This window comes from Candidatus Krumholzibacteriia bacterium (genome assembly GCA_035268685.1).
GTDB lineage: Bacteria > Krumholzibacteriota > Krumholzibacteriia > JAJRXK01 > JAJRXK01 > JAJRXK01.
Window position 1 is genome coordinate 1 of the sequence record DATFKK010000031.1, and the last position, 19439, is coordinate 19439.

At 68.1% G+C, this 19439-nt stretch carries 12 protein-coding genes; 8 read left to right on the top strand and 4 right to left on the bottom strand.

Translation table 11 applies throughout. The annotated features are described in order from the left end of the window. On the top strand, positions 1 to 2789 hold a 2789-nt coding region (locus VKA86_03020; GenBank protein HKK70161.1), incomplete at its 5' end, for an Ig-like domain-containing protein. Positions 2790 to 2854: 65 nt separating this feature from the next. Here the strand turns inward: VKA86_03020 and VKA86_03025 are convergent. Beyond that, positions 2855 to 3814 (bottom strand): pyridoxal-phosphate dependent enzyme, encoded by a 960-nt coding sequence (locus VKA86_03025; protein HKK70162.1) that lies wholly within the window; start codon positions 3812 to 3814, stop codon positions 2855 to 2857. Positions 3815 to 3968: 154 nt separating this feature from the next. Here VKA86_03025 and VKA86_03030 point away from each other — a divergent pair, with 154 nt between their 5' ends. The 3 genes from VKA86_03030 to VKA86_03040 are packed head-to-tail and all read left to right on the top strand — an operon-like array spanning position 3969 to position 7525. Then, positions 3969 to 5420, top strand: coding sequence for a hypothetical protein (locus VKA86_03030; protein ID HKK70163.1), 1452 nt, complete (start codon positions 3969 to 3971; stop codon positions 5418 to 5420). A 15-nt stretch (positions 5421 to 5435) separates the two neighbouring features. Further along, positions 5436 to 6689, top strand: coding sequence for an ROK family transcriptional regulator (locus tag VKA86_03035; GenBank protein ID HKK70164.1), 1254 nt, complete (start codon positions 5436 to 5438; stop codon positions 6687 to 6689). Then, the gene (locus tag VKA86_03040) at positions 6686 to 7525 is read left to right on the top strand and encodes a glycoside hydrolase family 16 protein (GenBank protein ID HKK70165.1); all 840 of its coding nucleotides are present in this window, start codon (positions 6686 to 6688) and stop codon (positions 7523 to 7525) included. The genes VKA86_03035 and VKA86_03040 overlap by 4 nt, the downstream gene beginning before the upstream one ends. Before the next feature lie 75 nt (positions 7526 to 7600). Here the strand turns inward: VKA86_03040 and VKA86_03045 are convergent, their stop codons facing one another. Both VKA86_03045 and VKA86_03050 read right to left on the bottom strand, forming a co-directional pair. Continuing rightward, a complete protein-coding gene (locus VKA86_03045; GenBank protein ID HKK70166.1) occupies positions 7601 to 10846 on the bottom strand; it encodes a glycoside hydrolase family 2 TIM barrel-domain containing protein in 3246 nt (1081 codons plus the stop codon). 23 nt (positions 10847 to 10869) lie between these two features. Then, a complete protein-coding gene (locus tag VKA86_03050) occupies positions 10870 to 12246 on the bottom strand; it encodes a GH1 family beta-glucosidase (protein ID HKK70167.1) in 1377 nt (458 codons plus the stop codon). Positions 12247 to 12546: 300 nt separating this feature from the next. Here VKA86_03050 and VKA86_03055 point away from each other — a divergent pair, with 300 nt between their 5' ends. The 4 genes from VKA86_03055 to VKA86_03070 all read left to right on the top strand — a co-directional run bounded on the left by VKA86_03055 (position 12547) and on the right by VKA86_03070 (position 18586). Further along, complete coding sequence (locus VKA86_03055) at positions 12547 to 13194, top strand: hypothetical protein (protein ID HKK70168.1); 648 nt, start codon at positions 12547 to 12549, stop codon at positions 13192 to 13194. Between the two features lie 112 nt (positions 13195 to 13306). Continuing rightward, positions 13307 to 14707 (top strand): FlgD immunoglobulin-like domain containing protein, encoded by a 1401-nt coding sequence (locus tag VKA86_03060; protein HKK70169.1) that lies wholly within the window; start codon positions 13307 to 13309, stop codon positions 14705 to 14707. Positions 14708 to 14810: 103 nt separating this feature from the next. After that, entirely contained in the window at positions 14811 to 15188 is a 378-nt protein-coding gene (locus VKA86_03065) for a glycosyl hydrolase family 17 protein (protein HKK70170.1), read from the top strand. Then, on the top strand, positions 15185 to 18586 hold the full coding sequence (locus tag VKA86_03070; protein ID HKK70171.1) for a hypothetical protein: 3402 nt from the start codon (positions 15185 to 15187) through the stop codon (positions 18584 to 18586). Before VKA86_03065 ends, VKA86_03070 begins: the two co-directional genes overlap by 4 nt. Positions 18587 to 18600: 14 nt before the next feature. On the opposite strand, the gene VKA86_03075 is transcribed toward VKA86_03070, so the two are convergent. Next, entirely contained in the window at positions 18601 to 19422 is an 822-nt protein-coding gene (locus VKA86_03075; protein HKK70172.1) for a glycoside hydrolase family 16 protein, read from the bottom strand. Between the last annotated feature and the right edge of the window lie 17 nt (positions 19423 to 19439).

The following is a 19439-nucleotide window of genomic DNA, read 5'->3' on the forward strand; positions in this document are numbered from 1 at the left end:
GCCTGATCGGTGCCTCGTCCGTGGTCGACCCCGAGACGATCCCGTTGAGCCTGGTCGAGATCCTGCCCCTGACCAGCACGCCCGACGTGAGCGTGACGTCGAGCGTGCAGGCGGTCTTCAGCCGCGCGGTCGATCGCAGCACGGTGACCGAGGCGAGCTTCGTCGTGCGCGACGTGACGAGCGGGGATCCCGTACCGGGCTTCATCGGGTTCTCCGACGGCGACCGTCGCGTGTCGTTGATCCCGAGCGAGCCGCTGGCCTACGCCACCGACCACCAGGTCGAGGTGACGAACGCGATCACCGACCTCGACGGGCAAGTGCTCACCGATCCCGACACCGCCGCGTTCACCACCGCGGCCGCGGCGGCTCCCACGCTGGTGGGCCTGACGCCGCCGGCCGGAACCGTCGGCGCGCAGATATCCATCGCCGGCACCGGATTCGATCCGGTTGCCGCGAACAACACGATCGACGTGAACGGTCGGGTGATCACGCCCACCGACGCCTCGATCAACTCGTTGCAGTTCGTGGTGCCGGGCGGGGCCACCACGGGACCTCTCACGGTCACCGTGGACGGCCAGCCCACGGCGTCGCTCGAGTTCACCGTGCTCCAACCCACCACCGTCCCGATCGACGAGATCGACGACACCGTGGATCTCGGGCAGGCGACGCAGTCGATGGCCGTCCTGCCCGACGGAACCCGGGGCTACGCCGTGAGCACGGCGAACGACCAGGTCACGCCGATCGACCTCGTCGGCCTGCAGAACGGCACGCCGATCCCCGTGGGCGAAGAGCCCATCGGTGCGGTGAGCGACGTGTCCGGCGCCTTCGTCTACGTGGCCAACCGCGGATCGAACGACGTCTCGGTCATCGAAACGGCCACCGACACCGTCGTCGACACCGTTCCCCTCGACGACTCTCCCCAGGAGATCGTGGCCTCGCCCACCGGTGACCGCATCTACGTGGTCACGCCCGATGCGCAGGCGGTCGAGGTGATCGACGCCGACGTCACCAGTGCCGGCTACAACACCGTGGTCGCCCGCTTCGAGACCGGGCAGAGCACCAGCGGCGCGTCGATCTCGCCCGACGGCGGCGTGCTCTACCTCGGAACCAGCAACGGTTTCCTCACCGTCGACCTCGGACCCACGGACTTCGGCGTGGTCGCCCGCTTCGAGACCGGACAGAGCACCAGCGGCGCGTCGATCTCACCCGACGGCACCCTGCTGATCCTGCTCACCGAGAGCGACGAGGTTCTGCTCGTCGACGTCTCGGGCGCCGGTTTCGGAACCGTGGTCGCCCGCTTCGAGACGGGGCAGAGCACCAGTGGTGCGTCGATCTCGCCCGACGGCTCGGTGCTCTACGTGATCACCGAGGAGACCGACCTCGTCCTGGCCTACGCGATCGACGTCGCCGGCTCGGTGTCGGTGCTCGAGGGCCTGCCCGTGGTCGAGCTGAACCTGCTGCGGACCATCGACGCCGGCGACGATCCGCGGTGGATCGCCTTCGACCCGCGTGATCCGAGCGTGGCCTTCGTCGGCGCCACCGGCGACCTGGCGATCAACGTGTTCGGTCGCAGCGTCGACGGCGACTGCGAGACCTTCGAGGTGGTCTTCGGCGCCTCGTGGGACGGTGTTTCGTTGCAGGAGGTGCTCGACGCCGAGTACGGCGCCGGCGTGATCGACGCCGCGACCGACTACGAGGGCTACGCCTGTGGCGACGCCGTCGTGCCCTACTGGCTCGACGACTCCGTCGACGGCTGGGTGATCCGCGAGATCGCCGATGCCGCCGGTCGCAACATCCTGGGCTGGTACGCCGAGGACTTCACGCCGCCGGTGATCGACGGTGTCGACGACGGCGTGATCTTCGACGGCCCGGCGGGCGAGGGCGGCACGACCTTCGTCGGCCTCGATGGCCCGACCCGCTTCGGGCTGTACATGAACCCGAACGGCACCGAGGACGCCATCAACGCCCCCGAACCCGAGCTGTTCTTCACCAACCGCGCGTACAACGACGTCGGCCCCGACGGCAGCGGTGCCGTGCACGCGCCCGACGGCGGCGACCCGCAGGCGCTGATCTACGACATCACGTCGCTGCGGGGTGGCGTACCGACCTACGTGATCGCCTGGGAGGACATCGACTCGGGCGCCGAGATCACCCCCACCTACCAGGTCGGCAGGACCGACAACGACTTCAACGACCTGGTCGTCGAGATCCAGGCCAGCTCGCCCGTGCGGGCGGTGTCGAGTTCGATCGACCTGTCGGCCCGCGACGACGGGATCGGCCTGGCGTGGACGGTGACCGGTGCGGCGCGCATCGACCGTCTGGTCGTCGAGCGTCGCACCGACGACGGCCACTTCGTGGAGGTCGACACCGTCGACGCACCGTCGGCACACGGTGAGTGGGTCGACACCTCGGTCCTGCGGGCCGGCACCTACGCCTACCGCGTGGGCGTCGAGCTCGGCGAGTACCGGGTGGAGAGTGATGCGGTCGAGATCGCCTTCACCCCCACCGTCCGCGAGACGCGTCTGGTGAAGGCCTGGCCGAACCCCTTCAACCCGCAGACCACGATCGAGTACGCGCTGTCGCAGCCCGGTCGGGTGCAATTGAAGATCTACGACCTGGCCGGCCGTCTGGTGCGCTCGATGGACCTCGGCCACCAGCCCGTCGGAACCGGCCGCGTCCAATGGAACGGCACCGACGACCGCGACCGGGTCGTGTCGAGCGGGACCTATCTGGTGCGAATGGTCACGCCGTCGAAGACCGACGTCCTGCGCGTGATGTTGCTGAAGTAGCGGCTTCCCCTGGTGCGCGCATCGCGAGGCCGGCCCCTCTTCCCTCGGGGCCGGCCTCGTTCGTCTCAGCGCGCGAGGAGTTCGTAGGCGCGGGCAGGATCGACGTTGCCACCGCTCAAGACCACGGCGACACGACGCAGCGAGGTCTCGGCGCGGAACTCGTCGCCCAGCGCCGCGGCCAGCGACACCGCTCCACTCGGTTCGACCACGAGCTTCGCCCGCTCGAACAGCGCGCGCATCGAGCCGACAATCTCGTCCTCGGACACCCGCAGCACCGCCTCGACGTGGTCGCGCAGCACCGGCCAGGTCAGGTCGCCCAGGCTGGTCCGCAGGCCGTCGGCGATCGTGCGGGGGTCGGTCATGGGCACGCGCTCGCCCCGCTGCTTGCTGCGCCAGGCGTCGTCGGCGCCGGCCGGTTCGGCCGCGAACATGCGTACGTGCGGGGCGGCCTGGCGCAGGGCCAGCGTGATCCCGGCCAGCAATCCACCACCGCCCACGGGAGCGATGACCGCGTCGAGGTCCTCGATCTGGTCGAGCAGTTCGAGGGCCACCGTGCCCTGCCCCGCGATCACGTCCGGGTGGTCGAAGGGCGGGATCAGGGTGGCGCCCGTCTCCTCCATGACCCGCCGGGCGCCCTCCTCGCGGGCGGCGAGCGTGGGCTCGCAGGGATGGATCGTCGCCCCGTAACCCTCCGTGGCCGCCCGCTTCACCACCGGGGCGTTCGTCGGCATGACCACGTAGCAGGCGATCCCGCGGGTGCGCGCCGCCCGGGCCAGCGCCTGGGCGTGGTTGCCGGAACTGTGTGTGACCACGCCGCGCGCCGCCTGCTCGTCGTCGAGCCGCAGGACCGCGTTCGTGGCCCCCCGGATCTTGAAGGCCCCGACCCGCTGCAGGTTCTCGCACTTGAGCCCGACCGCGCGCTCGGCGCAGGCGTCGATGGCAGCACACGTCATCACCGGCGTCCGATGGACGTGCGGAGCGATGCGCCGGTGGGCGGCGCGGATGGTGGCGAGGTCGACCGGCATCCGAAATCCTTCCGTGAACGGCCTCTTCAGGATACGTTCACCTGCGTCCGCTTGACAGGACGGCGCCCGGGGATCATAGTTTGTTCAGTTGCCGAACAAAGGCCGCCCGAGGCTCCGGACGGCCCGCCCTCGCTGCCCGGGACGGATGATCTCGATGCGTGCCGCTCTCCGTGTCTTCGCCGCCGGATTCGCCCTGTCGATCGCTCTGACCGGCTGCGACCGCGACGACTCCGACTACCGCCCGCTCGAACTGTCGACCGATCCGATCGTCTTCGAGGACGAGTTCGGGCCGACCATCTTCGAGCCCTTCCTCACGGCGAGGCAGGATGCCGTGACCCTTGCCGACGTCGTGACCTTCGGCGACTCCGAAGGTGCGATCCGGATCGAGGTCGATCCTCTGTCGGTCGGCCCCTTCTCGGGCGGCGCCTTCACCGTGCCCGTTGCCCGGGACCTGTCCGGATACAACGCGCTGCGTCTGCAGATCCGGGCCAGCGCGAACGTGAGCCTCGACCTGATCGGCTTCGGCGAGGGCAACACGGGCACCTCGCTCTACACGGCGAGCACCGAGAACGTCGCCGTGACCACCCAGTGGACCGAGCTGATCCTTCCCGTGCCCCGTCCGTCGCGCCTGCGCGCCATCCGCGGCATGATGTTCTTCAGCGACGTCGCGGCGGGCAGCGATCCGGCCGAGGGCTACGTGCTGTGGATCGACCAGGTCGAATGGATCACCGCCGGCGGTCTGTCCGTCGTCGGTGCGCAGATCGACAGCAAGAACCTCCAGGCCGTCTTCGGTGCGACCGTTCCCATCGGCGAGGGCCGCGTGACCTTCGACGTCGACGGCACGACACGCTCCATGACGACGGCCCCGGACTACTTCGACTACTTCGACGCCGCCGACGGTGACGGTTCCGTCGTGGAGTTCCGACGCGGCCGGCCCGTCGTGGTCGGCGGTGGCGAGGCCCGGATCCGCGGGCAACTCGGCGACGTCGAGGCCACCGGCGTGATCCAGGTGACCGGTGTCGCCCCGCCCGTCGATCCGGCTCCCACGCCGAACTTTCCCCCGGCCGACGTGATCTCGCTGTTCAGTGATTCCTACGACGACATCACCGTCGACACCTTCCGCGCCGAGTTCGGCGCCGGGACACTGTTCGAACTCTCCCGCGACGGCAACGCGGTGAAGGCCTACACCGGTCTCGGGACCAACCTGCAACGCGAGGTCGCAATCGAGTTCGTCGGCGAACAGGTCGACGCCACGGGGTTCACCGGGCTGCGCCTCGACGTGTGGCTCCCCGATGCCGCGCCGGAGGGCGATCGTCCCTTGATCGGCCTCAAGCTCATCGACTTCGGCCCCGACGGCGAGTTCACGCCCTTCGAGGACCCCGACCGCGACGACAGCCAGGGCTTCCTGGGCCTGGGGCTCGAGGGCTCGGGGACCGAGATCACGCCCGGTGAATGGGTCACGCTCGAAATCCCCCTGACCGACTTCGAGCAGTCCCCGCCTTCGATCGGCGGTGCACTGCAGTCGCGCGCGAACCTGGCGCAGATGCTGCTGAGCGTGAACACGGGCTACCTGTTCGTCGACAACATCCTCTTCTTCCGGAACTGAAGCGAGGCCCCCCCCTTGGGCACACGATCCCCCGCCAACTTCGGTCCCGACGAGCGCTCGAGCGAGCGTGTGCGGCCGTTGCGCGAGGCCGTCCTCCGGCTGATCTGGGACGAGCAGCGGATCTCGCGATCGGACATCGCGCGGCGCGCCGAGCTGTCACGCTCGACCGTCTCGGAGATCGTGGCCACCCTCCTGCCGACCGGATTGGTACGCGAGGGCGGTCCGGCTCCCTCACGCGGCGGCCGGCGGCCCATCGTGCTCGAGTTCAACGACGACGCCTACGGGATCCTCGGAGTGGAGATCGGCGGTGCGCACGTGGCCGTGGCGGTGACCGACCTCCGCGGGCGCGTCCTCGCGTGGAACGAGGTCCCCTTCGACGTCCGTGACGATCCCGTCGGAACCCGCCGCACCGTGATCGAGTTGTGCGAGAAGAACCTGGCCCAGTGGGGTCGTGGAATCGACGACCTGCTGGGCATCGGGGTCGGCCTTCCGGCGCCCGTCGATCCCGATCGTCCCGATCAGCTCAGCGAGCTCGTTCTGCCCGCCTGGAAGGGCCGCTCCGGCATGGACGAGATCGCCCATCACTTCGGTGTGCCCCTGCTCGTGGACAACGACGCCAATCTCGGCGCGATCGCCGAGCACTGGTGGGGCGTCGGACGCGGCATCGACGACTTCGCCTACATCAAGGTGGCGACCGGGATCGGTTCGGGTCACCTGATCGACGGACAGGTGTACCGTGGCGCCACCGGTGTGGCCGGTGAGATCGGCCACATGGCGATCGACCCCAACGGTCCGCGGTGCGTGTGCGGCCTCCGCGGCTGCCTGACGACGTTCGTCGGCCGCCCCGCCCTGTTCCTCCGCGCGCGCGTCCTCGCCGAGCAGTATCCCGACAGCGCCCTCGCACGGGCCCAGGACTCGCTGGCGGAGATCGAGGACGCGGCCCTGAGCGGGGACCGGGCGGCCTGTCAGCTCGTGGACGAAGCCGCCCGTAACCTCGGTATCGCCGTGTCCGGCCTGCTCAACCTGATGAACCCGGCGCGGATCGTCCTCGGCGGCGACTTCGCGCGCCTGGGTGACCTGCTTCTCGACCCCCTGCGCGATCAGATCGCCCAACGGACGATCGTGACTTCCGTCACCGCGGCGGAGGTGATGACCAGCGACCTTGGCCCGCGCACGACTGCCGTCGGTGCGGCGACCATGGTCCTCGATGCCGCGCTCTCGGATTCACGAATGTTCCCGATGGCGGCCTCGCGCCAGGAGGCTCCTTGAGGCTTCTCCGCAATCCGCGACTCCGTGTTCCGCTGCTCGTCCTGCTGCTGTCCGGTCTCGTGTTCCTCGTGCCCGCCTGCGGCGACGACGACGAAGACGAAGGGACCTATGTCCTCACCTGGTCCGACGAGTTCGACGGGCCGGCCGACACGTCACCCGATCCCGAGAAGTGGACCTACGACATCGGGACCGGGGTGAACGGTTGGGGAAACGCCCAACTCGAGTACGACACCGACCGCATCGAGAACGTCCGTCTCGACGGCGAAGGCCACCTCGAGATCGTCGCGCGCGAAGAGGAATTCGGCGACCGCCAGTACACCTCGGCGCGCATCAAGACCGAAGGCCTCTTCACCCAGCGCTACGGCCGCTTCGAGGCACGGATCCAGCTCCCGCGAGGCCAGGGCATCTGGCCCGCCTTCTGGATGCTCGGCGACGACTTCCGCCAGGTCGGCTGGCCCGACAGCGGCGAGATCGACATCATGGAGTACCGGGGCCAGAACCCCGACGAGGTCCTCGGTACCGTCCACGGCCCCGGCTACTCGGGCGGCGCGTCGATCGGCGCACGGTTCATCCTCGACGGCGGCGACTTCGACGCCGGCTTCCACGTGTTCTCGATCGAGTGGACCGACGACCGCATCACCTGGTTCGTCGACGACGTCCCCTACCACCGCGTGCGCCCGCAGGACCTCGGTGGTCGCGAGTGGGTGTTCGACCACCCGTTCTTCATGATCCTGAACGTGGCGGTCGGCGGGAACTTCGTGGGCCCGCCCGACGAGACGACGCGCTTCCCGCAGACGATGCGGGTGGACTGGGTACGGGTGTACGAGCGGCAGTGAGAACCCCGCACGGCGGAAGACGAACGGGGCGAGCCGATGGCCCACCCCGTTCGAGTTCCCGGACGCCGGACGTGTCTACATGGCGAAGTGCAGGTAGGTGCGGATCTCCCACTCCCGGCCGTTCTCGTCCTCGTCGGCCGTCAGGTCGACCGCGGGCTCGTAGCGGTCGGAGAACTCGTCCAGACTCCGCCAGCTCGCCCGCACGCCGAAGCGGGTCTGCGGCGAATCCGCGAACCACCGCGGCGCCCCGAGCGTGACCGACACGTCACCGATCAACTGGAGCGGATAGGTCAGGTTGAAGTCGCGGTGGAAGTCGTAGGGACCCCAGTCGTCCTTCTTCACCACGCCCATCAGCGACATGCGCGAGTTCACGTAACGGGCATCGAAGTGCAGGCGGTCGATGGTCCGGTTGAGCTGTTCGGAGCCCTCGGCCGTGTCGAAGGCACTTCCCATGGGTTGGGCCGGGCCACCCATGACGTTGAACACCATTCGTGAGGTCGGAGTGAGCTTCGACACCACGCGGAGGTGTGCCTCCCAGAGATCCTTGGCCGGCGGAGCACCCCCGAACTGGAACAGGTCACCGCCTTCGCTCACGAAGACCGTGGCGTCCTGGGTGGTGGGCTGGTGGCGGTGCGTGAAGCGCAGACTCGCGGCGAAGCGCGCGTCCTCCTTCACGTCGTTGTCCCACTGCCACATCCACGTCGCCGGGGTGGGATCGTAGGTCATCACGATCTCGCTGCCGATGGTCTCGCGATTGCCGCGGACCTGGAAGGGCGAGTTCAGGATGCTGCGGGCCTCGAGTCCCGTTCCGAGCTGGGCGAGCGCGTCGTCCACGAAGACCGGATCCTGGCGCTCGGGGGTGAGCAAGGCCTCGCGCGGGATCGGCCCCTCGAAAGGCTTCTGCCACATGAAGTTCGGTCCGAACTGGAAGTCACCGGCCTGATAGGTGAAGCCGGTGATGACGTTGCGCACGTTGCCCGCGCCGGTGTCGCGGAGACCCCACCCGGTGTAGTTCAGCGTGTGGTTGTAGCCCCCCTTCGCGACCAGGCCCTGCACGGCGGTCTGCCCGTACCAGTTCCACCGGCCCTTCTGCCACGTGAGCTTGAGCTTCCCGCCGATGGTGTCCAGGTCGTCGATCTCGTCGGTGAAGAAGTCGAAGCGGCCGTCGGGTCCGCGCTCGGCCACCTGGAATTCCTCGCCCACCTCGGTGCTGCCCGACCAGATCGCACCGGCGGTGACGCCGAAGGGTCCGAGGCGGGTCTCGGTCTGCAAGGTCAGACGACGGTTGTCGCGCTGAGGGATCGCGATCGAGGTCACCGCCTCCGCCGCGGGCGACGCGACGTCCTCGTGGTAGATCGCCGTCGTCAGGAAGCGACCGTGCTGTTTGCGGTACTTCACGAGGAAGGCGGGATTCGCACCCCACCACAGCTCGGGACCGAAGGCGAACTTCACACCGTCGAGCGCCTTCTTGCCCTCGATCTCGACCCCGAGCGGCGCCTCACCGTTGTAGATGTCGATGTTCTCTCCGTAGAAGGCCTCGGGGTACAGCCCGAAGAAGTCACCCTCGTAGCCCCAGTGCGTGTGACCGGTGCGGTAGAAGGCGAACATCCGGAACCAGTCGTCGTCCCAGTTGAGCGACGCCCTGTACACCTGCACCCGATCGAAGCGCGGCAGGAAGGCCTCGGTGGTGTCCGGCGGGAAGTCCGCGCTGAAGGGATTGTCCTGGATCACACGCACGCGGGGATCGAACACCCCGCGATTCTCGTAGAAGAGGTTGTCGATCGGGTTGCGCGGCACGTTGCCGAGAATGTTGACCGACAACTCACCACGGACCTTCGGTGAGGGATTCGCCTCGAAGTCCACGTAGTAGGACTCGAGGCGGTCGAAACCCTGGAAGGGCTCGAAGGGGTCGCGCTCGTCGCTCTGGTCGGGCGTCGAGATGTTCTCGCCACCCGTGAAGTAGGTCTCGAACTCCATCCGCACGCCGGACACGCGGACCGCCGACGACGCACCACCGGTGCGCGCCGCGGTGTCGCCACGGGCCTCGAGCGCGGCCGCGGCCGGCGTGATCTCACCGAAATGCTCGCGGATCGTCTCGAGATCGGTGTCCGGCGCGTACGGATCGAGCTCGTAGGCTTCCTTGAGGGCGTAGTAGGCCGCCCGCGGGTAGAGCTGGAAGTAGCCGCTCGAGCTCGGCCGCCCCTTGGCCACGACCCCCCACCACTCCTCGTTCATGTTGTTCTGGCCGGGCACGTAGTCGTCGTAGCCGGCATTGGGCCACGAGGCGTTGGTGTCGTGGACGTCCAGATTCTCCTCCTGGCGGAACTTCCACCAGCCATCGCTCCACTGGAAGGTGAGACCGCCGATGCAGTTGCCCACGCGGCCCTTGCCCGCGGCCTGCTCGTAGATCTCCTGCCACTGCCCGATCAGGTAGCGAGCCTGCATGATCTGGTCTTCGCGGCCCTCGCGGGCATTGAAGGCGTCGGCACCGAACTCGGCGTAGAGCACGGGCTTGCCCAGCTTGGCCTCGACCTCCTCGTAGAGATCGCGGGCGGAGATCCCGCGGTAGACGTTCGTGCCGAAGATGTCCACCGGCCCACACTCCTCGGCGATGAGGTCGATGTACTGCAAGTCGCCATTGACCATCACCACCGGACGCTTCGTGTCGACCTCCTTGATCGCCCGCGTGACGTCGCCGTACAGCGAGTACAGGTGCCGGGCGCGAGCCGCCTGCCGTTCTCCCTCGGGCAACGCCTCGATCTCGGTCGACGACCACGTGAGCTGGTAGTTGTTCTCGTTGCCGAGCATCCACATGAGGATTCCACGCGTGTCACGGAACTGCTCGACCAGGTCGACGATCTCTTCGGTCACCGCGGCGCGGAGTTCGGGGTCGGAGTAGTCGATCTCCGGAGCCGGGATCCACACGCCGTCGAGCGTGTAACCGTAGCGCAGCATGGGATGGTTCAGCACCGTGTAGATCCCGTAGTTGTCGTAGATGTACTCGACCCACTTCGGGGGAATCCCGTTGTAGACGCGGATCGCGTTCACGCCCATGTGCTGCATCAGCGCCATCTCGTAGTCGAGCGCGTTGCGGATGAAGTCCTCGGGCTGGGTCCACAGGCTGTAGGAATAGTTCGTGCCGATCGGGAAGTAGTCCCAGTTCATCCCGAGCACCATGAAGTCTCGGCCGTCGACCTGCAGGCGTTGGCCGGTCTCGTCGGTCACGACGCGGACCTCTTCCACGCGGTCGCTCTGCGCGAACGCGGCCACGGGCAGGAGCACGAGCGCGATCAGGACGAAGCGATGGACGGAACGGAACACGGGTGTCTCCTTCGACACGGGAATCAGGACGGGAGAACGACGTCGTCGTCGACGCCGTGGTGAGCGATGACGTCGCGGTACCACAGCGCGCTGTCCTTCGCGACGCGCCGCTGGGTCTCGTAGTCGATCCAGTAGAAGCCGAAACGCATGGGATAGCCGTGGGCCCACTCCCAGTTGTCGAGCAGGGACCAGGCGAAGTAGCCCTTCAACGGCACACCTTCGTCGATCGCGTCGAGCGCGGCGTGCAGGTGGCCGTGGAGGTAGTGGATCTTTCGATGGTCGCGGACGCGGCCGTCGGCATCGGGAGCGTCGGACCAGGCGCCACCGTTCTCGGTGACGTAGATGCGTGCGACGTCGTATTCGCGGTGCAGTCGTACGAGAATCCGATGAAGACCGGGCGGGAAGTCCTCCCAGCCCATGTCGTTGCGGCGCTCCGGGGTACCGACGGTCACGCCGACCGGTTCGCCGTTCTCGTCGGCATCGAAGACGGCCCGGCTGTAGTAGTTCACGCCCAGGAAGTCGATCGGGCGCGAGATCACGTCGAGATCGCCTTCCTGCGCGAACGGCATGCCCGACGGTGGCAGGTGCTCGCACTGCACACGATCGGCGACCGCGTCCTCGGGGTACCGACCACGCAGCAGCGGGTCGAGGAACCAGCGGTTGAAGAAGCCGTCGAACCAGCGCACCGCGTTGCGGGCGGCGCCGGTGTCCTCGGCCGGCTCGGCGGGCACGAGGTTCAACACGATGCCGGCCTCGGCCTCCGGTGCGTTGGTGCGGATCACGGGCACGGCTTCGCCGTGGGCCAGCAGGAGATGGTGTGCGACGGCGAGGCCCGTCGGCGGATCGCTCAGACCGGGTGCCTGCTTGCCCTCTTCGTGACCGAGGACCGCGATGCACCAGGGCTCGTTGATCGTGCTCCACGACGCGACGCGGTCGCCGAGCCGTTCGGTCACCGCGCGGGTGTACTCGACGAAGGCGGGAACGATCGCGCGGTCGGCCCAGCCGCCGCGGTCCTGCAACGCCTGGGGCAGGTCCCAGTGGTAGAGCGTGGCGTAGGGAGCGATGCCGTGCTCGAGCAGCGCGTCGACGAGGCGATCGTAGAAGTCCAGTCCCTTCGCGTTGACCGCGCCGGTCCCCTCGGGCACCACGCGTGGCCACGCGATCGAGAAGCGATAGGCCGTCAGGCCGAGCTCGGCCATGCGGCCCACGTCCTCACGGAACCGATGGTAGTGGTCGCAGGCGACGGCAGGCGTCGAGCCGTCCTCGATCGCTCCCGGCCGGGCTGCGAAGCGCTCCCAGATCGACTCGCCACGCCCCTCGGCGGCGGTGGCGCCCTCGACCTGCAGGGCCGAGGTCGACGCGCCCCAGCGGAAACCTTTGGGGAATCGGCGGCTGCTCACGGGCGGACCTCGTGGGTTTCAAGCCCCTTCATAGCAGTGACTTGCCAATCTATTCGGTCCATGACCCTGACGGAAGGATCGGGCCGGTACCCCAGGACCGGGAGCCGAGCCGGGGGCGGGTTGAGGGCGGATCCGTTCACGAGGCCTCGACACGAAATGGGGACTTTGTTCGGGGCCCGAACATAGTGTATGATGCCCCCGGGCGTGTCAACCACGACGCCCCTCTCGTACCGCGGTTCGGCCGGCTTCGGCCCGACCGCACCCGATTCCGGCCCCATCCACTCCCAAGGTGGCGAGACCATGCACCAGGCAAATTCGTTTCTCCGTATCGCAGTGGTGACGCTCGCGATCCTCGCCGTCGGATCGACGGCGTCGGCGCAGAACCTTCTCACCAACCCCGGCTTCGAGGATGGCTCGGCTCCGGCCGCTGGCGCCGGCCCGGGTTGGATCACGTTCGGCAACGTCTTCACCGAAGCCAGCTTCCCGCTGAGCGGCAGCCAGACCTGCAAGATGTTCGGCAACTTCAGCGGCGGCTTCGACGTCACCGGCATCTTCCAGGAATTCGCCTGCAGCGCCGGCGAGGAGTTCCAGCTGAGCTCGAACGCCTACCATTCGTCCGACGACCCGATGATCGGCGTCGGTCCGACCGACGACAACTGGGTCGTCCAGAAGATCGCCTTCTTCGACGGCTCGGGGAACGAACTCACGGCGGCGGCGTCGGAGTCGATCATCCTCGACGGCACCTTTGCCGTGGACACGTGGCACGCGGCGGCACCGATCACCGCCACCGCTCCGGCCGGGGCCGCCACGGTCCAGGCGCTGATCCTCTACCTACAGCCCGCCAGCGACGGGGGCGCCGCGTTCATCGACGACGTCGTGTTCGAGAACATCACGCCGGTGAGCAACGACGAGGGCTCGTTCGGAAAGGTGAAGAGCCTGTACCAGTAGCCCTCGTCCGCATCGTCCCCCGCCGGACCCGATGGGGCTCCCGGACCTCGACCCTCCGGGAGCCCGTCACCCTCTTCCTCCTGAACCCGCATTATCGCCCCTGGAGGCAACCATGAAGACCCTCACCAGGCTGGGCACGATGCTGGCGATCGTGGCGCTCCTCGCGCCGGCCGCGTCGGCCCAGAATCTCCTGACCAATCCCGGCTTCGAAGACAACGGCGGCAGCTACGACGGCTGGTTCACCTTCGGCAACGGCCCGAACATCTCGACCGCCGGAACCGACAACATCTTCCTGTCGGGAACCGCCGCCGCGAAGATCTTCGGCGAGTTCACCGGGTGCCCCTTCCCCGCCTTCGACGTGGGCGGCTTCGGCCAGTCCTTCACGCCAACGGCGGACAAGGTCTACACCTTCAGCGGTTCGAGCTTCATCAGCAGCGCCGACACCATTCCCGGTGAGATCGTCTGCGAGAGCAACCGCGCCATCGCCAAGATCGCCTTCTTCGACGCCGCGGTCGGCGGCACCGAGCTGGCCAGCAACGAGTTCGTCGTCGGCGGACCGAACACGCCGCTCGACCAGTGGATCCCCTTCGAGGTGTCCGCTCCGGCACCGGCCGGCGCGCAGCGCGTCGAAGCACTGATCCTGTACCTGCAGCCCGGCTGCGAGGAAGGCTCGGTCTTCGTCGACGACACAGCGTTCGTCGAGAGTGACCCGCCGAGTCTGCCCACCAATCTGGTGACGAACCCCAGCTTCGACGGTGCGTCGAACGCCGGCTGGGACACCTTCGGCAACGCGCCGACGGAGGGCCGCGGCTCGCTCGTGCGCACCCCGACCGGATCGCAGAAGCTGTTCGGCACCTTCGTCGAGGGTAACGACTCCGGGATCACGCAGACGATCGCCATCACCGGCGGTCAGAGGTACGAGCTGAGTGCCTACGTGCTCACCACCTGCATCGAGGACCCCATCACCGGTGGCAACAACAACATCGTGCAGGGACTGATCGAGTTCCGCGACGCCGGTGGCAACCTGCTGGGCACCGCCGAGGAGACCATCCTCGACAACACCACCCCACTGGGCACGTGGACGAAGACGTCGGTCGTCGGCGAGGCTCCGGAACTCGCGGTGAGCGCCGACATCTTCTTCCTGTTCGTCTCGCCGATCCTCGAGGGTGGCGCGATGTGGTTGGACGACGTGTTCTTCGGCGAGGCCACCGCGACCAACGCACCGGCGTCCGCTCGCGGCGTCGACCTCGAGCAGAACACGCCGAACCCGTTCAACCCGAGCACCACGATCCACTTCACGCTCGAGCGCTCCGGGCCCGTGAACCTGCGTGTCTTCGACGCGAAGGGACGCCTGGTCTCGACCCTGGCCGAGCGCGCCTTCGACGCCGGCCGCCATGCCGTGACGTGGGACGGGCGCACCGACGACGGCCACGCCGTGGCCTCGGGTGTGTATCACTACGTCCTCGACACTCCGACCGGCCGCGATGCCCGGGCGATGGTGTTGCTGAAGTAGTCCGCCGGGGCGAGGGGTATCGCCCCGACCCCTCCGCCCCTCGGCCGACGACGCCCCGTCCCCCCCGCGGGGCGTCGTCGTGTCCCCGACGGGAGGGCCCCGCGTGACCCATCGCCTTCTCCTGCCGTGTGCGCTGCTCGTGGCCGCTTTCGAAGCCACTGCCGTCCAGAGTACGCATCCCGACCTTGCCGTCGTGCTCGGCGAGGTCGGCTGGGCCACGATCGAGCACGATGCCGGTGAGCAGGCCGAGCGGATCGCCGGCACCCCGACCGAGGACGAGCAGGTGCGCTTCGTCCACGAGCCCGACGCGTGGATCGAACGTGACCGCGTCATGACCTTCTTCTTCGAGGCCTTCGACGAGAACTGGAAGGGTGGCGACCACCCCGATCACGTCGAGAAGCACTGGGGCCTCTACCGCGCCGATCGCACGCCGAAGCCGGCGATGCGCGCCGTCGCGGAGTCGCGAAAGGACCGCCCGTGAAGACCGTGTCACCCCCCGACATCACACTCGAGACCATCGTCGTCGACGGCGTGGAGTTCCTGCGCCTGCGGAACCACGACCACATGCCCCGTTTCTTCATGACCCTGGCCAGCGACACCGACGCCTGGGCCTTCGTCATGTCCTCGGGCGGAATGACGGCGGGACGAACCGATCCCGACGGCGCGCTGTTCCCCTACACGACGGTGGATCGACTGACCTACGCACACCGGCACAGCGGTCCGGTCACGCTGATCCGGGCCGGAGACACGGTCTGGAACCCATTCACCGACGACCCCCACCCTCGTGTCGACCGCCACCTCGACAAGAGCGTGCTCGGCCACCAGCTGGCCTGGGACGTCACCCACCACGACCTGTCGCTGCACTGCCGGTTCCGCTGGGCCACCTGCGAACCCTTCGGACACGTGCGAACCGTCACCCTGCGCAATCCGGGCGACGCGCCGATCACCTTCGACCTCCTCGACGGAATGCGCAACGTCCTGCCGTCGGGCGTTCCCCTGCCGCTCATGCAGACGAGCAGCTGCCTGGTCGATGCCTACAAACGAGCCGATGTCGATCCGGCGACCGGCCTCACCACGATCGCGCTCACGGCGCGCATCATCGATCGCGCCGAGGCCGCCGAGGCACTGCGCGCGACCACGGTGTGGTCGCGGGGCCTCGACGACGCCCGCCTCGCCCTGTCGCCGGACACGGTGGCGAAGTTCCGCCGCGGCGACCCGATCGACGACGAGACCCGCCTCGCCGGTCGACCGGTCGGCGTCTTCAACCAGGCGACGCTCACGCTGCAGCCAGGTGAGTCCCGGACCTGGCACCTCGTGGCGGACGTGGGCCGCGACCATGTGCAGGTCGAAGAGCTGCGCTCGCTCCTCGCCGGTGACGATGATCTCGACGAGGCGATCACCAAGACCCTCGAGGCGTCGACCCGAGACCTCGAGTCCCTGCTCGCGCGTGCCGACGGCTTCCAGTGCACCGCGCAACGCGTGGACGACCACCACCACACCGCCAACGTTCTGTTCAACGTGATGCGCGGCGGAACCTTCTACCAGGACGGGGCGATCCCACCGGACGACTTCCAGCGATTCCTGCGGGTCCGCACCGGAGACCGACCGACGAAGCTGTCGGGCGAGCGCATCGACACGCTCGCCGGGCTCATGGAGCGGACCGCGGTCGCCGGGCTCGAGGACGAGTATCGGCTCGCGCTCGAGTACCTTCCGCTGCACTTCGGCCGTCGCCACGGCGACCCGAGCCGTCCCTGGAACCGCTTCTCGATCCGCGTGCGCGACCACCGCGGCGAGCGAATCCTCCACTACGAAGGGAACTGGCGCGACATCTTCCAGAACTGGGAAGCACTCGCACTGAGCTTCCCGCGCTTCCTTCCGAACATGATCGCGCGCTTCGTGAACGCCTCGACCGTCGACGGGTTCAATCCCTACCGTGTGACCCGCGAGGGCGTCGACTGGGAGGTCGAGGACCCCGACGACCCCTGGAGCACGATCGGCTACTGGGGCGACCACCAGATCATCTACCTGCTCAAGCTGATCGAGTGGGCCGAGGACGCGGTCCCCGAGGACTTCGAACGGATGCTCGCCACATCGGCCTTCACCTACGTGGACGTTCCGTATCGTCTGCGCTCCTACGCCGAGATCGTGGCCGATCCGCATCACACGATCGATTTCGACGAAGAGGCCGCGGCCCGCATCGCGCGCCGCGTCGAGACCGAGGGGACCGACGGGCAGCTCGTGCGGCGCTCCGATGGCACGATCGTCCGTGTATCACTGCTCGAGAAGCTGCTCGTGCCCGTGCTGTCGAAACTGTCGAATCTGGTGGCGGACGGCGGGATCTGGATGAACACCCAGCGCCCCGAGTGGAACGACGCGAACAACGCGCTCGTGGGCAACGGCGTGTCGATGGTCACGCTGTGCTACCTGCGCCGCTACCTCGCGCGCTTGTGGCCGCTGTACCACGGCACCGATGGCTTCACCATGTCCCACGCGGTCCGCGTGTGGCTCGACGAGGTGCGGGGAGTGCTCGAGCGCTTCCGCAGCGTGCTCGATGCGCGTCCGGTCGACGATCGCATGCGCCGGGCTCTGCTCGACGGCCTCGGCGAGGCCTTCGAACGGTACCGTGACCGGGTGGCCGAGGGCGGACTCGACCGCTCCGAATCGGTCAGTGGCCGGTCGGTCGCCACGCTCTTCTCGGTGGCCGGCGAGTTCGTCGACCACGCCATCGGCACGAACCGCCGCGACGACGGCCTGGTCCACGCCTACAACATCATGACGCTCGCCGACGACGAGGCGCGTCTCGAGCGCCTTCAGGTGATGCTCGAGGGACAGGTCGCCGCCATCAGTTCCGGCGGGCTGGACGACGACGAGGTCTTGGGGATCGTCGACGCTCTCTTCGAGGGCCCACTGTACCGGGCCGATCAGAACAGCTTCCTGCTCTATCCCGAGAAGACCCTTCCGACCTTCCTCGAACGCAATGACGTCGACGCCGAGAAGGCCACGGCGATCCCTCTGCTCGATGCGATGCTCGACGCCGGCGATACGTCGATCGTGGCGCGCGACGCCGCCGGGCACGTACGCTTCCACGGCGATTTCACCAACGCCGACGACGTGGCCGCCGCCCTCGACGAGGCCGCGCGCGACGAACGATGGCGCGCGCGCGTCGACGCCGACCGCGACGCGGTGCTGGCGCTGTTCGAGGACACCTTCCACCACCGCGCCTTCACCGGCCGCTCGGGCACCATGTACGGCTACGAGGGTCTGGGCTGCATCTACTGGCACATGGTGGCCAAGCTGCTGCTCGCGGTACAGGAAGTCGCGCTGCGGCGGGCCGATCGCGACGAGCACGACACGACCTTCGGACGGCTCGTCGATGCCTACTACCGTGTGCGCTCCGGGCTCGGCTTCTCGAAGACGCCGCAGGAGTTCGGCGCCTTCCCCACCGATCCCTACTCGCACACCCCGCCCCACGCCGGTGCCCAGCAGCCGGGAATGACCGGACAGGTGAAGGAGGAGATCCTCACCCGCATGGGCGAGCTCGGCCTGGTCTTCGAGGACGGCTGCGTGGCCTTCCGACCGCGGCTGCTGCGCGCGGGCGAATTCCTCGAGCACGTCGACTCGCTCACGGTGATCGACACCGAAGGCCGGCGTGACCGGATCGAGATCGCACCCGGACAGCTCGCCTTCACGGTGATGGGCGTGCCGGTCGTGTACTCGAAGGGCGATGCGTCCGCGATCGTCGTGCACGGTCGCGACGGTACGAAAACGACGGTCGACGGAGACCGGCTGGATCCGGACACGAGTCAGCGCTTGATCGACCGCGACGGATCGGTGGTGCGGATCGACGTGACCGTGCGGACGGCAGAACTGCTCGAGTGAGACGGAGGAGAGCGCTACTCCACCCTCTGGTACACCCGGACGTAGTCGATCACGAACTCCTGGGGAAACCGGGTGCTGGCGTCCGGGTTTCCCGGCCAGCGCCCGCCCACGGCCAGGTTCAGCAGCAGGTGGAAGCGCTGGTCGAAGGGCGCGGGATACGCACCCTTCGACGACCACCACTCGTCGAGCGTCTGGTAGAGCTGGCCGTTCACGTACCAGCGCAGTTCTTCGGGCTCCCACTCGACCGCGAAGGTGTGGAACTCCGAGTGGAAGTCCCCTTCGGGCAGCGTGAAGTGGGCTCCGGTCTTCGTGTTCCCGGGCCACTCCCCACCGTGGTGGATGGTGCCGTGGATCGTGTCGGGTTCCTGACCCAGGTACTCCACGATGTCGATCTCACCGCTCGCGGCCCAACCGCCGTAACGGGAGTCGGTCGGCAGCATCCAGAAGGCCGGCCACATCCCCTGGCCGATCGGCATCCTCGCGCGGATCTCGAAGCGTCCGTAGGTCCAGTCACCGCGGTGGCGCGTACGCAAGCGCGCCGAGGTGTAGTTCGATTCCTCGATGCGCTCCTCACGCGCGGTGATCGTCAGGAAACCGTCGGCCACCGTCGCGTTCTCCGCGCGGTAGTACTGCAGTTCCTCGTTGCCCCAGCCGCAGAGGTCCGGACAGCCGGTGCCGATCTGCGGCTGCCACTTGTCGAGGTCGAGCGCGGTGCCGTCGAACTCGTCGCTCCAGACCAGCTCGTAGGCCGGATCCGACGACGGGGCCGCGGCCCACGCCGGCCCGACGATCACCGGGATCAGCAAGGACAGGACGAACAGGGCGACCGGACGCATGGACTCTCCCGGTGGGG